The following is a 13,565-nucleotide window of genomic DNA, read 5'->3' as shown; positions in this document are numbered from 1 at the left end:
ATTGCGCGATTTTCGCGGCCGCGTCAACGCGGAGTTGTCCGAGCCCGCGCGCGTGAGCCTCGGCACGCTCTCGAACTACGAACGGGAGGCCGGCGGGTCCCCGAGGGCGGGCCCGCGGGCCGAGTTTCTCGCGGCGCTGAAGCGGGCCTTCCCTCCCCTCCGACTCGAGTGGCTGATTCTGGGCGACGGAGAGCCGACGACGATCGCCGAGCGGCTCGCCGCGCCCGAGGGCCTCGAGGCCAAGGCGGCGGCGTCGACTGGCGAAGCGCCCTCCCTCGCCGCCCGGGTGCTGGCGCGCTACCCCGACCTCGAGCTGCTCTCGCCGGAGGCGTCGGCTCTCTTCATGGCCGCGCTGACGCGGCTGGCCATGGGCGAACCGAAGCTGGCGCTGGACGAAGGGGACCTGATCGAGCTGGCGGGCGACCTGCGCTGGCTCCTCCTCCTTCCGCCGGGAGCGTGGGGGTTTCGCCACGCGCCGCCCTACCGGGCGTTCTCCGACTACGCCGTGGCGATGCTGCACGCGCTGAGCCGGCTCATGCCCGAGAGCGGGGAAGGCGATCCGATCTCGGACCACCCCGCCTCGATTCTCCCCAGGCTGCGCCGCTTTCGGACGGTCGGCTTCTAGCGTCGCGTCCACGGGGTGCCAGCCGGCGGGGGGACGCTTAGATTCCTCGCCGGGTCTTCGTCGTGGTTGGGCGGGGAGGTTGCGGAAGGCGAAGGCGGAGTCGTGGCGAGTCTCCCGAGCCCGGAGACCCGGCACTCAACTCTTCCTGAATACCTGGACATACATGGCAACCCCTATCGACCAGACTGACGACCTGGAGCGCGCGCTCAGCGCCCTGGCCCGCCCGGAATGGCGGGATCTCCAGGCCGAGGACCTCCTCGCGATGTATCGCGTGATGTACACGTCGAGGACGATCGACGACCGCGAAATCGCGATGAAGCGGCAGAACCGCATCTTCTTCCAGATCTCCGGCGCCGGACACGAAGCGCTCCTCGTCGCGGCGGGACGCGCGCTCAAACCCGGCCACGACTGGTTCTTCACCTACTATCGCGACCGCGCGCTCTGCCTCGAACTCGGCATGTCGCCGTACGAGATGTTCCTCGGCGCCGTCGGAGCGGAAGAGGATCCATCGACCGGCGGACGGCAGATGCCGGCGCACTTCGGTTCTCCGGCCCTGCACCTCGTCACGCCTTCCAGTCCGACGGGCACGCAGTTCAACCAGGCGGTGGGGTGCGCCGAGGGCATCGCTCGCGCCCGGACCGCCGGCCTGGACGACCTCGATGCGGTCGCCCCGCACGTGGAGTCTGATGAGATCGTGCTCGTGTGCACGGGTGACGGCACGACCTCGGAAGGAGAGTTCTGGGAGGCGATGAACACCGCCTCCAACCTGCAGCTTCCCATCCTCTTCCTCGTGGAGGACAACGGGTACGCGATCTCCGTTCCGGTGGAGGTCAACACCGCCGGAGGCAGCATCTCGAGTCTCGTGCGGAACTTCCCGAACCTCCACGTCGAAGAGGTCGACGGAACGGATCCGCTCGAGAGCTATGTCGTCATGCGGCGCGCGGCGCGGTACGTGCGGTCCGGCCAGGGTCCGGCGCTCGTTCACGCACAGGTCACCCGGCCCTACAGCCACTCGATGTCCGACGATGAGCGGCTCTACAAGTCCGACAGCGAACGGGAACTCGAATCCGCGCGCGACCCGCTCGTCACCTTCGGCGATTACCTCGTCCGGGAAGGCGTGATCGAGGCCGGCGCACTCGAATCGCTCAATGCGGAGATCAAGGCCGACGTCGCCGACGCCGCGGACCGGGCGATGGCCCGCCCGCAGCCGGCCCCCGAGACCGTCTACACCCACGTGTACTCGCACGACGTCGATCCCGCGTCGAGCGCCTTCGAGACGGAGGCCCGGCCCGACCCCGAGGGGAATCCGAAGACGATGGTCGATCTGCTCAACGCCTGCCTCCGGGACGAGATGCGGCGCGATCCGCGGATCGTGGTCTTCGGGCAGGATGTGGCGGACGCGAGCCGCGAGGAGCTCCTCGACGAGGTCAAGGGCAAGGGCGGCGTCTTCAAGGTGACGCACGGCCTGCAGCGCGAGTTCGGGTCGCTTCGGGTATACAATGCGCCCCTCGCGGAGGCGAACATCGTCGGACGCGCCGTGGGTCTCGCCGTGCGCGGGCTGAAGCCGGTCGCCGAGGTCCAGTTCTTCGACTACATCTGGCCCGCCTACCACCAGTTCCGGAACGAGGTCGCGACCTTCCGCTGGCGCTCCGCGGGACGCTGGAAGTGCCCGCTCGTCATCCGGACGACGTACGGAGGCTACATCTCGGGCGGCGCGATGTACCATTCGCAGACGGGCGCCTCGCTCTTCACGCACACGCCCGGCATGCACGTGATCTGCCCCTCGAACGCGGAGGACGCGAACGGGCTCCTGCGGACCGCGATCCGGTGCGACGACCCCGTGCTCTTCCTCGAGCACAAGCACCTGTACCGGCAGACGTACAACAAGGGGATCTATCCGGGTCCCGAGTACATGATCCCGTTCGGCAAGGCCGCGCTCGTCGCGGAGGGGAACGACCTCACGATCGTCACGTACGGCGCGATGGTGGAGCGAACGCGCAAGGCGCTCGCGAAGCTGGACCGCGCGGGAGAGCCGGTGCGTGCCGACCTGCTCGACCTGCGGTCGCTGAACCCGGTCGACATGGATTCCATCCGCCGCTCCGTGATGAAGACGAACCGCGTGCTCGTGGCCTACGAGGACGCGAAATCGTGGGGCTACGGGGCGGAGATCTCGGCCCGCCTGGCCGACGAACTGTTCGAGTGGCTCGACGCGCCGATCCGGCGGATCACCTCGACGGACACCTTCATCGGCTACGCGCCCTCGCTCGAACGCGCGTCCCTGCCGCAGGTTGACGACATCGCCGAAGCGATCGTGGAACTCGCCACCTGGTAGCGGATCATGCGCCCCCCTCGGGGGCCGCGGGCGGTCCTCCCGACCGGAGTTCTTCGAGCGCTTCCAGGCTGCGCGGCCAGTCCTTCCCCAGCAGCCGGGAGAGGGCCCGGTCCGCGAGCACCTTTCCACCGGTCTGGCAGACGGCGCAGTAGTTTGTCTCGTTCTCCGCATATCGGATCCGCTGCACCGGAGCCGCGCAGTCCGGACACGGCCGCCCGTACTTCCCGTGCACCGCCATCGCGTCGTGGAACGCGGTCACCTTCTCCGGGAACTTCCCCGCCAGCTCGTCGCGCAGCCGGCACGTCCACTCCTCGAGCGTGCGGCGCGTGGCGTCGTGGAGCCGGCCGATCTCCTCGCCGTCGAGCCGGCTCGTCCACTTGATCGGGGACAGCTTCGCCCGGTACAGGATCTCGTCGGAATACGCGTTGCCGATGCCGGAGAAGAGCCGGGGGTCCGTGAGCGCGCGCTTGAGCGTGTGGTTGCGGGCCGTGAGCGTCTCGCGGAAGACGGCCGCGTCCGCGGTCAGGGGGTCGACGCCGCCGGGGTCGTGCCGGGCGAGGGCCTCCGCGCCCTTCACGAGGTGGAGCGACGCCCGCTTCTTCGTCCCGGCCTCCGTGAGAAGGAGGCTCCCGTCCGGGAAGTCGAAGGCCGCGAGACCGAGCCGACGCGGGATCTTCACGCCGGGATCCCGCCACCGGAGCCGCCCCGCGATCATGAGGTGGAGGACGAGCCACAGCTCCGGTTCGTCCTCCCGGCCATCCGGGGCGGCGAGTCCGATCGCGATCCGCTTTCCCAGCCGGCGCAGCGCGACGACCTCGCGTCCGTGCGCGTCCGCCAAGGGCGGATCGACGCTCCGGAGCAGGAAGGGGCTGCCGAGCCGCACCCGCTCCAGCGTACGCCCGAGGACGCGCGCTTCGAGCCCCTCCAGGTAGATCGTGATGTCGGGCAGTTCGGGCATCGGCGCAGCCTGGCGAAGAACCCCGGGTACGGCTAGCCGCCGCGGCCCGAGCCGGATGCGTGGCCGTGGCCGTGGCCGTGGGCAACTTCGTTCGGTTTCTCGAGGGTATTGCGAAGATCCTGGACGTAGTCCGGGTGCTCGCGGCTGAACTCCGGCCAGTCCCCATCCGCGGAGATGATGATGCCGCCGATCGCGCCCATCGCACCGTCCGGCGCCGGGTGTCCCAGCGGGTTCGAGTACTGGACGGAGATGCGGTAGACGTGGTCCTTCCGGATCCGCACGCCGCCGCGCCACCAGAGTCGGCTCGTGGGCACGCCGACGGTGCGGCCGCCGCCGTCCACCTCGGGCCCCGTCTCCCAGATCACCCGGTTCGCCGTGACATCCTCGAGCCGAATCCAGTCCCCGTAGTCGTGCAGGTGCCCTCCGATGCCGAGGATCCGCCCGTCCACGGCGGGACTGCCCTCCCAGCTCATCCCGTGCGTGCCGGGCGGAAGCGGAAACTCCTTCTCGCCGACGGGACCCATCACGTCGAGATAGAAGGGATAGACGTCCACGGGCGCGACGAGGCCCGGATCCTCGAACGGCGTGTACGGAAGCCGGATGTGCAGGAATGCCTCGTCGTGCGACGCGTCCGCGAGCGGGGCGAACATCGCGCTCACGAGGACCCGGGTGCCGGGCGCGAGGCGATAGCCCAGCACGCCCGGCAGCAACTCGCTCTTCGTCTCGCGGCCCGCGGCGAGGATCCGGCGCGGGACGGCGGAGAAGAGTTCGCGGTTGTCGGGGTCGATGACGTTGACGTGATGGAGGAGGCGGTCGGGGAGCGGGTTGCCCTCCCGGTCCCTCATCCGCCACGAGAAACCGTGCATCCAGCCCGCGACCGGCAGCTCCGCGAGTTGCACCTGGGGCCGGAGGTGCGGACCGCCGGCCGGCAGGGAGACGGGGCCGAGCACGATCTCGAACGCACGATCGGCCGCGTGCACCCGCACGTCGATGAGCGCACTCGCGGCCGGAAGGCGCGGCGCGACCGGGTCGCCGGCATGCGGCGAAGCTCCGTTTGCGCGCTGCTGCGCGGAGGCGGCGTGCGGCGACAGCAGGAGGCCGAGGCTCACCAGGTGCGGCGCAACGCCGCGCGGACACCGGTTCCACATCGCGGCGGCTCGCCTCAGGGGTCGGACTCGAGGCTCACGCCCTGTATCAGTCGGGCGGCGGAACGTCGAAGTAGGTGTAGTTCTTCGCGGTGAAGGCTTCATACTGCTCCGGCACTTCGTCGTCCGGATAGATGGCCTCCACGGGGCACTCGGGCACGCAGGCGCCGCAGTCGATGCACTCCTCGGGATGGATGTAGTACTGATCCTCTCCCTCGTAGATGCAGTCGACGGGACACACGTCCACGCAGGATGCATCCTTCTCGCTCATGCATGGTTCGGTGATGATGTAGGTCATGCGCGGGAACATACCGGGGGTCCGAAGGCTGAGCAATTCCGCAACGCCGCCCGCGGGAGCGGGGCGCATCGGGTTGGTCCGTCGCGCAACAGCCGGTATCTTGGAGGGTTCCGGGCGGACGGGATGCGGACGTGTCGGCCGGGTTCGCGGGACCGGCGAATACAGGGCGGATCACACAGCGAGAAGGCGGCGGCGTTGAAGCCACTCGAGGTCATACAGGGAGGGAGCACGGCCGATTCCTGGCCTTCGCGGAAGCCGCGATGGCTCAAGGTGCGCGCGCCCGGAGGCCCCAACTATCAGCGCCTCAAGGAACTGATGAGGGGGCTGGAACTCAGCTCCGTCTGCGAGGAGGCGCAGTGCCCCAACATCGGCGAGTGCTGGGAGGCGGGCACGGCGACGTTCCTCATCATGGGCGACGTGTGCACCCGCAACTGCCCCTACTGCGCGATCGCGCACGGCCGGCCGGAGGAACTCGACGAGGACGAGCCGCGACGGGTCGCGGAGGCCATCGAGCGGCTGCAACTCAACCACTGCGTCATCACCTCCGTCGACCGCGATGACCTGCCCGACGGCGGCGCCTGGATCTTCGCCGAAATGATCCGCGAGATCCGGTCGCGCCGTCCCGAGTGTTCGATCGAGGTTCTGACGCCGGACTTCCAGGGGAATCCCGAGGCGATCCGCACGGTGATCGACGCGAGGCCGGAGATCTTCAACCACAACATGGAGACGGTGCGCCGGCTGCACCGGGTCGCCCGGCCGGGCGGCCGCTACGACCGCTCCCTGAACGTCCTGACGACGGGCCGGCAACTGGACGACCAGGTCCTCATCAAGACGGGGATCATGCTCGGGCTGGGGGAGACGACCGCCGACATCGACGAGTTCATGGGAGACGCGCTCGAAGCCGGCGTCCAGATCCTCACGCTGGGCCAGTACCTGAGGCCATCGCCGGACCATCTTCCGATCGACCGCTACGTGTCCCCGGAGGAGTTCATGCGCTGGAAGGAGATCGGGGAATCGCGGGGGTTCCTGCACGTCGAGAGCGGGCCGCTTGTCCGGTCCAGCTATCACGCGCGCGAGCAGGTGGTCGAACTGCGCCGGAGGGTTGCGGCGCTGGCGGCCGGATGAGCGCGGCGAACGCCGACCGGTCCACGGCCACGGTCTCCGACGCTCCGGCGGGAGGCGCCCCCGCGGGGGCATCGAGCGGAGACCCCGACGCTTTCCTCGGACTCTCGAAGGAGGAATGCGTCGAACTCCTCCGGGAGATGATCATCGAGCGCCGGTTCGAGGAGAAGGCGGCGGAGGTCTACCAGGTCGGCAAGATCGGCGGCTTCTGCCACCTCTACATCGGGCAGGAGGCGGTCTCCGCGGGATCGATCTCACCGCTGCGGGACGACGACTACGTGGTCACCGCGTACCGCGACCACGCGCAGGCGATCGCGCGCGGGATGACGCCGAACGCCGTCATGGCCGAACTCTACGGACGGGTGGACGGCTGCTCGAAGGGCTTCGGCGGCTCGATGCACATGTTCGACAAGACGCTCAACTTCATGGGCGGACACGGCATCGTCGGGAGCCACCTGCCGCTTGCGGTCGGGGTCGGCTACACGATCCGGTACCGGGGCGGGGACCAGGTCTGCCTCTGCTTCTTCGGAGATTCGGTCGTCAACATCGGCGCGTTCCACGAGTCGATGAACATGGCGGCGCGCTGGAAGCTGCCCGTCATCTTCCTCCTCGAGAACAACCGGTACGGGATGGGGACCGATTTCCGGCGCGTGGCCGCGGTGAAGGAACTGAAGGACCGCGGCCGGGCGTACGAGGGCCTCACCTCGCTCGATGTGGACGGCATGGACGTGCTGGCGGTCCGCCAGGCCGTGGAGGAGGCGATCGAGCGGGGACGGAACGAGAAGACGCCCAGCTTCATCGAGGCGCGCTGCTTCCGCTACATGGGCCACTCGATGGCGGACCCGATGCACGGGACGTACCGGACGCGCGAGGAAGTCGAGAAGTGGCGGTCGGATGACCCGATCCTCTCCTTCACCCGGCAACTCATGGACGCGGAGCGGCTGACGGAGGAGGAGTACCAGGCGATCGACCGCGAGGCGAAGGAGATCGCCGAGGAGTCCGCGGCCTTTGCGGACCGGAGCCCCCTCCCCGACTCGGACGCGCTCTATCGCTACGTGTATTCGGACGGATACCCGGACGACATGCGGCGGCGCGACGCGTGGCGGAAGGAGCTGCGCTGATGGCCGTCCTCACGTACCGGGAGGCGCTGAACGACGCCCTCCGGGAGGAGATGGAGCGCGACGACTCGATCTTCATCATCGGCGAGGAGGTGGGGGAGTACGACGGCGCCTACAAGGTCACGAAGGGGCTGCTCGAGCAGTTCGGGGAATGGCGCGTGCGGGACGCCCCCATCGCCGAACTGGGCTTCGCGGGGCTCGGCGTGGGCGCGGCGATGGCGGGCCTGCGGCCGATCGTCGAGTTCATGACGTGGAACTTCGCCCTGCTCGCGATCGACGAGGTCGTGAACGCGGCGGCGAAGATGTTCCAGATGTCGGGCGGACAGTACAACGTCCCCATCGTCTTCCGGGGACCGGGCGGCGCGGCGCTCCAGCTCGCGGCGCAGCACTCGCAGTCGCCGGAGCCCTGGTACAGCTACGTACCCGGGCTGAAGGTGATCGCGCCCGCCACGGCGAAGGACGCGAAGGGGCTCCTGAAGAGCGCGGTCCGCGACAACGACCCCGTCGTGTTCATCGAGAGCGAGATCATGTACAACCTCGTCCGGGATGAGGTGCCGGAGGAGGAATACCTGACCCCGATCGGCAAGGCCGAGGTCAAGCGCGAGGGGTCGGACGTGACCGTCGTGTGCCACTCGAAGATGGTGCACCAGGCGCTCGCGGCGGCGCGCGCCCTGGAGAAGGAAGAACTCGACGTCGAGGTGCTGGACCTGCGCACCGTGCGTCCGCTGGACGTGGACGCGATCGTGGCGTCGGTGAAGAAGACGAACCGGGCCGTGGTCGCGGAAGAGGGGTGGCCGATGTGCAACGTCGGGGCCCAGGTCGTCGATGACATTCAGCGCGAGGCCTTCGATTCGCTGGACGCGCCGGTGGCGCGCGTGAACGGGCTGGATGTGCCCATGCCCTACGCGAAGAACCTCGAGAAGCTCGCAACCCCCAACGCGGACCATGTGGCGGCGGCGGTGCGCCACGTGTGCTACGCGGACTAGCGTCCGGGACGCCGACCGATATGCCTACGAGAGTCGTGATGGCGCAGCTGAGCCCGACGATGGAGGAGGGCAAGCTCATCGAGTGGAAGGTCGCCGAGGGCGATGCCGTGGCGCAGGGAGATGTCGTCGCGGAGATCGAGACGGACAAGGCGAACATGGATGTCGAGGCGCTCGGCGGCGGCGTGCTGCGCAAGATCGTCGTGCCGGCGGGCGCCACGGTCCCCGTGGGCGCGCTCATCGGCGTGATCGCCGAGCCGGACGAGCCGATCGACGACATGCTCGCGGAGGCGCAGGAGGCGGACGGCGCCGGGACGGCGGAAGGCGCCGGGACGGCGGAAGGCCCGGCCGCGGAGCCCGCCGTGCCCGCCGTGCCCGCCGTGGCGCCGGAGCCCGCGGAGCCGGTCGAGGTCGCGGCGGAGCCGGCCGCGGCGGCGACCGGGGCCGGCGCGGCTGCTGCGGCCGGGGGCCGCATCAAAGCCTCGCCCGTCGCGCGGCGGATGGCCGCGGAGAGCGGGATCGCGCTGGCCGGCCTCGCCGGGTCCGGGCCGGGCGGCCGGATCGTCAAGGCCGACGTCGAGGCCGCGCTGGCCGCCGGCGCCCCGGGCATCGCGCCGGCGCCCGCACCCGCGCCGGCCCCGTCCGCCGCGGAACCCGTTCCACCGGCGCCTGCACCGCTTCCTCCCGGTCTCGAGGACCGGGTCGAGGAGGCGAGCCAGATGCGGAAGGCGATCGCCCGCCGGCTCGGCCAGTCGATCGGGCCCGTCCCCCACTTCTTCCTCACGACCGAGGTCGACATGGGCCGGGCGCTCGAGTTGCGCGCGGACCTCAACGCCCGCTTCGCGGACGGCAAGATCGGGGTGACGGACCTGCTCCTGAAGGCGACCGCGGAGGCTCTCAACCGGCACCCGGGCGTCAACGCCTCGTGGGAGGAGAACGCGATCCGCTACCACGGCGCGGTCCACCTCGGCATCGCGGTGGCGCTCGACGAAGGCCTCATCACGCCGGTGCTGCGCGACGCGGGCCGCAAGGGGCTGCGGCAGATCTCGGTCGAGGCGCGGGACCTCATCGCCCGGGCGCGGGCGCGAAAGCTCGCGCCGGAGGAATACCAGGGCGGGACCTTCTCGGTCAGCAACCTCGGCATGTTCGAGATCGACCAGTTCACGGCGATCATCAACCCGCCGGAAGCCGGCATCCTCGCCATCGGACAGACGGTCGAGAAGCCCGTCGCCGTGGACGGCGAGGTCGTCGTCCGCAAGCGGATGCGGGTGACGATGTCGTGCGATCACCGCGTCATCGACGGCGCCACGGGCGCGGCTTTCCTCGGCGCCTTCAAGGCGATGCTCGAGAACCCTCTCGAGATGATCCTCTAGCGGTCATGGGCCGCTGTAACCCTCCAGCAACAGAGAGAGTGAAGGGATAGATGTCGGAGACTTACGACGTGGTCGTGGTCGGGGCCGGACCGGCCGGCTACGTGTGTGCGATCCGGGCCGCGCAACTCGGCCTCCGGACCGCCTGCGTCGAGAGCGGGTCGTACGAGGGCGGCCTCGGCGGCACCTGCCTCAACTGGGGCTGCATTCCCGCCAAGGCGCTGCTCGAGAGCGCCGCGCTCGCGCACAACCTCCAGCACCACGGCGCCCGCATGGGCGTGAAGCCGGTCGAAGTGGAGTACGACTTCCCCGCGGCGGTGAAGCGGAGCCGCATCATCACGCGGAAGCTCACGGCCGGCGTGAAATACCTGCTCGGGAAGAACAAGGTCGACATCGTGCAGGGCCGTGGCCGGCTGGCGGGGGCGGGCCGCGTCGCCGTCGAGTCGGAGGGCGAGACCCGGGAGATCGCGGCGCGAAACGTCGTCTTCGCGACCGGCTCCGTGATGCAGACCTTCCCCGGCTTCGAACTCGACGGCGAGAAGGTGATCGGCAGCCGCGAGGCGCTCGGCCTCCAGCAACTCCCCGCGAAGATGGCGATCGTCGGAGCCGGATTCGTGGGCGTCGAGTTCGCCGACGTCTTCAACGCCTTCGGAGTCGACGTCACGCTGATCGAGGCGCTCGACACGCTCGTGCCCTTCGAGGACCCCGAAATCGGGAAGGCGCTCGAACGCTCGTTCCGGAAGCGGGGGATCCGCAACCTCACGAACACCCACGTCAAGCACCTGGACCGCGACTCGAGCCCGATGGTCCTCACGGTCGTGAACCCCGACGGCAGCGAGACCGCCGAGGAGACGGATCTCGTGCTCATGGCCGTCGGACGGCGGCCCGTGACCGAGAATCTCGGCCTCGAGAAGAACGGGGTCGCGGTGGAGGATGGCTTCATCAGGATCGACGGCTGGTGCCGGACGAACCAGCCGGGCGTCTACGCGATCGGGGATGTGGCCGGGCAGCCGATGCTGGCGCACGTCGGATCGCACGAGGGCATCGTCGCCGCCGAGCATATCGCGGGCGTGGCCAAACACCCCATGACGTACGGGAACATCCCCTCCGTCGGGTACTGCCACCCCGAAGTCGCCTCGATCGGCATGTCCGTGGCGCAGGCGGAGGAGGCGGGCCACGAGGTCGTCACCGGCAAGTACCCGCTCGGGGCGCACGGACGCGCGCTGACCGCCGAATCCGCGGACGGTTTCGTGAAGGTCGTGGCGGACGCCAAGTACGGCGAATTGCTGGGCGTCCACATGATCGGCCACAACGTGAGCGAGCTCGTGGCGGAGGTCGGCATGGCGCGCGAACTGGAAGCGACGCTGGACGAGATCGTGCGTCACGCGCACGCGCATCCCAGCATGGCCGAGGCCGTGATGGAGGCCGCGTTCGCCGCGCTCGGGCGCTCGATCCACATGTAGGCCGGCGGGGCCGGCGGCGCTTCGATGAGCGGAGAGCGGCAGCTCCGGGTCGCCGACCTCGGTCGGCGCGAGTACCGGGAGGTTCTTGAGCTTCAGCGCTCCATCGCCCGCTGGCGACGGAACTCCCCGCCGGATCACGACCTCCTGCTCCTTGTCGAACACCTGCCGGTCATCACGGTCGGGCGCGGATCGAGCGAGGACTTCACGCCGCCCGACGAGGCATGGCTCGCCGAGGCGGGGCTGGATCTGGTCGAGATCGAGCGCGGCGGCGATCTCACGTATCACGGCCCCGGCCAGCTCGTGGGCTACCCGATCCTGGACCTCCGCGCGCACCGGCAGGACCTCCACTGGTATCTGCGCCGCATCGAGGAGGTGCTGCTGCGCGTCCTGGCGGAATGCGGCCTCCCCGCCTTCCGGGTCGAGTCCTACACCGGCGTGTGGACGGGCTCTCCACCCGCCGGGAGCCTCGAGACGGTGGAGGAGGACGGGTTCGGGACGATCACTGCCGAACGCGCGGACGCGCTCATCGGAGCCGGCGCGATCCGCAAGGTCGCGTCGATCGGCGTGCACGCGAGCCGCTGGATCACGTCGCACGGCTTCGCGCTCAACGTGACGCCCGAGCCCCTCATGAACTTCCGCGGGATCGTGGCGTGCGGCATCCACGGCGTCCGCATGACGAGTCTCGCGTCCGAGGGCACCTCCCTCACGCTGGAAGAGGCCGGCGAAGCCGTCGTGCGCGCCTTTCCCGAGGCGTTCCCGAGCCTCGCGCCGTCACCCGCGGCGAAAGCCCGCCTGCGCGTCTGACGTTCCCGCCGGAACGCGCCGGCGGGAACTCACCGGCGGGAACTCACCGGCGGGAACGTTGCCGAAATGCGGGTTTGGGCCGACCTTGTGGCGCGTCGCCCGCCGATGCGGGCGGCCCGATGTCCGCCCCGAACCGCCGCATAAGGATGGCTAGCGAAGATGAGTATGATTCTCGGGATTCTGCTGCTCAGCACGGTCGTCGTCGCCCTGCTGCTCGGACAACTCGCGAAGCTTTCGTTCCGGGAGCGCGTCCTTCAGACCGCCGCCATGCTCGCCGCCGCGTTCATCTTCTACGGTCTTGTAGAACTCCTCGAGTCCGCAACGCACTAGCTGTTCGGGCGCGACACGCGCCGACGGCTAGCCGCTCCCCCGCCTCGCCTTCCGCTGGCGCAGGAGATACCCGATCTCGCGGAAGCCGAAGATCAGGAGCAGGGCGAAGAACGCCAGCGCCACGAAGAAGCTGACGGCGAGGACGGGCACGGCCGCCAGGAGAGCCGGACCGCTCCCCGGAAACCCGCTACTCTCCGCCGACCGGGTCAGAGGCTCTCGGACGATGTCCACCATCCAGATCGCCCAGGGGACGAACCACAGGCGCCACAGTTGACGGGACGGATTGCCGGCGCCCGACTTCGATAGCAGCCAGCGCCCCCACCCGGCCCACGCCAGCGCCCCCAGCCCCGCGAACACCATGGCCGCCACCGGATTCAGCCAGGCTTCCCACAGTGCGACGTCGCCTCCCGACCTCAGCCAGCCCGCCCAACTCGAGAGGGCCGCGAGAACCAGCGTGACGAGTGCGATGAGGAGAATCTCCGTCCGTGTGCTCATGTTGCCGCTCCTTGAGTCTCAGCCGCCCGCGGTGGTGTGGACCGTCGGGGAGGGTACCCCCGCGCCGGCATTCTCATTCGGTCCATGTACGATCTTCGAGCCCTGCCAGGCGGCGATTCCGATCATGAACGTGGCGAACAGGCCCACCAGGAGCACGAAGTGCCGCAGCCGCCGGTCGTCCCGCTCGTGCAGCGCGAAGGCGGCCAGCACGCCGGCGGTGAAGGCGGGGACGGTCGCCCACGTGGCCCAGAAGCGGTGGGTCTGGACGATGCCGGGCCGCACGAAGGTGCGGTCCGCGACGACGTCGGCGGCGGCGAGGCCGGTCAGGTAGGCCGGGGCCACGAAAGCGCCGGCGATGACGAGGGCCACGAGCCCCCACAACTCGAGCGGCTCGTGGTCCCGCGCCCACCCGTAGAGGCCGACGACGCTCCCGCAGGCGGCGAGGACGATGGGGAACGAGTGCGAGAGGATGTGCAGGTGTTCCCAGCTCACCGCGCCCGGCCTCCGCTCCGTACGCTGCCT

14 protein-coding genes are annotated in these 13,565 nt (G+C 69.7%); 9 read left to right on the top strand and 5 right to left on the bottom strand.

Going from position 1 to position 13,565, the window contains the following annotated elements:
- Window position 1: 1 nt before the first annotated feature.
- Window positions 2–625, top strand: coding sequence for a hypothetical protein (locus ACQY5G_RS05910; protein WP_428277913.1), 624 nt, complete (start codon window positions 2–4; stop codon window positions 623–625).
- Between the two features lie 163 nt (window positions 626–788).
- Entirely contained in the window at window positions 789–2,957 is a 2,169-nt protein-coding gene (locus tag ACQY5G_RS05905) for an alpha-ketoacid dehydrogenase subunit alpha/beta (protein ID WP_428277911.1), read from the top strand.
- A gap of 4 nt (window positions 2,958–2,961) precedes the next feature.
- Here ACQY5G_RS05905 and ACQY5G_RS05900 read toward each other — a convergent pair whose 3' ends face one another.
- The 3 genes from ACQY5G_RS05900 to ACQY5G_RS05890 are packed head-to-tail and all read right to left on the bottom strand — an operon-like array spanning window position 2,962 to window position 5,358.
- Complete coding sequence (locus ACQY5G_RS05900; protein ID WP_428277909.1) at window positions 2,962–3,915, bottom strand: Fpg/Nei family DNA glycosylase; 954 nt, start codon at window positions 3,913–3,915, stop codon at window positions 2,962–2,964.
- Window positions 3,916–3,947: 32 nt separating this feature from the next.
- Window positions 3,948–5,063 carry a hypothetical protein gene (locus ACQY5G_RS05895; protein ID WP_428277907.1) on the bottom strand — a complete coding sequence of 372 codons (1,116 nt, stop codon included), beginning with the start codon at window positions 5,061–5,063 and terminating at the stop codon, window positions 3,948–3,950.
- A gap of 46 nt (window positions 5,064–5,109) precedes the next feature.
- Window positions 5,110–5,358 (bottom strand): indolepyruvate ferredoxin oxidoreductase subunit alpha, encoded by a 249-nt coding sequence (locus ACQY5G_RS05890; RefSeq protein ID WP_310776166.1) that lies wholly within the window; start codon window positions 5,356–5,358, stop codon window positions 5,110–5,112.
- Window positions 5,359–5,628: 270 nt separating this feature from the next.
- Here ACQY5G_RS05890 and lipA point away from each other — a divergent pair, with 270 nt between their 5' ends.
- From lipA to ACQY5G_RS05855, 7 genes are all read left to right on the top strand, one after another.
- Window positions 5,629–6,483 carry a lipoyl synthase gene (gene lipA / locus ACQY5G_RS05885; RefSeq protein ID WP_428277905.1) on the top strand — a complete coding sequence of 285 codons (855 nt, stop codon included), beginning with the start codon at window positions 5,629–5,631 and terminating at the stop codon, window positions 6,481–6,483.
- Window positions 6,480–7,601 (top strand): pyruvate dehydrogenase (acetyl-transferring) E1 component subunit alpha, encoded by a 1,122-nt coding sequence (pdhA, locus tag ACQY5G_RS05880; protein WP_428277903.1) that lies wholly within the window; start codon window positions 6,480–6,482, stop codon window positions 7,599–7,601. Before lipA ends, pdhA begins: the two co-directional genes overlap by 4 nt.
- Window positions 7,601–8,584 carry a pyruvate dehydrogenase complex E1 component subunit beta gene (locus tag ACQY5G_RS05875; RefSeq protein WP_428277902.1) on the top strand — a complete coding sequence of 328 codons (984 nt, stop codon included), beginning with the start codon at window positions 7,601–7,603 and terminating at the stop codon, window positions 8,582–8,584. Before pdhA ends, ACQY5G_RS05875 begins: the two co-directional genes overlap by 1 nt.
- 38 nt (window positions 8,585–8,622) lie before the next feature.
- Window positions 8,623–9,954: a dihydrolipoamide acetyltransferase family protein gene (locus tag ACQY5G_RS05870; protein ID WP_428277900.1), complete on the top strand. Its 1,332-nt coding sequence runs from the start codon at window positions 8,623–8,625 to the stop codon at window positions 9,952–9,954.
- Between the two features lie 50 nt (window positions 9,955–10,004).
- Window positions 10,005–11,414 carry a dihydrolipoyl dehydrogenase gene (gene lpdA, locus ACQY5G_RS05865; protein WP_428277898.1) on the top strand — a complete coding sequence of 470 codons (1,410 nt, stop codon included), beginning with the start codon at window positions 10,005–10,007 and terminating at the stop codon, window positions 11,412–11,414.
- Window positions 11,415–11,438: 24 nt separating this feature from the next.
- A complete protein-coding gene (locus ACQY5G_RS05860; RefSeq protein WP_428277896.1) occupies window positions 11,439–12,218 on the top strand; it encodes a lipoyl(octanoyl) transferase LipB in 780 nt (259 codons plus the stop codon).
- 165 nt (window positions 12,219–12,383) lie between these two features.
- Window positions 12,384–12,548, top strand: a complete 165-nt coding sequence (locus ACQY5G_RS05855) for a hypothetical protein (RefSeq protein WP_419861141.1) — start codon at window positions 12,384–12,386, stop codon at window positions 12,546–12,548.
- 27 nt (window positions 12,549–12,575) lie between these two features.
- On the opposite strand, the gene ACQY5G_RS05850 is transcribed toward ACQY5G_RS05855, so the two are convergent.
- Both ACQY5G_RS05850 and ACQY5G_RS05845 read right to left on the bottom strand, forming a co-directional pair.
- Complete coding sequence (locus ACQY5G_RS05850) at window positions 12,576–13,043, bottom strand: hypothetical protein (protein WP_428277894.1); 468 nt, start codon at window positions 13,041–13,043, stop codon at window positions 12,576–12,578.
- 18 nt (window positions 13,044–13,061) lie between these two features.
- Window positions 13,062–13,535: a hypothetical protein gene (locus tag ACQY5G_RS05845; protein WP_428277892.1), complete on the bottom strand. Its 474-nt coding sequence runs from the start codon at window positions 13,533–13,535 to the stop codon at window positions 13,062–13,064.
- Between the last annotated feature and the right edge of the window lie 30 nt (window positions 13,536–13,565).

Source organism: Candidatus Palauibacter sp. (assembly GCF_965261555.1).
GTDB lineage: Bacteria > Gemmatimonadota > Gemmatimonadetes > Palauibacterales > Palauibacteraceae > Palauibacter.
Note: the sequence above shows the minus strand (reverse complement) of the source record. Positions and strands in the feature narration are given on the sequence as shown.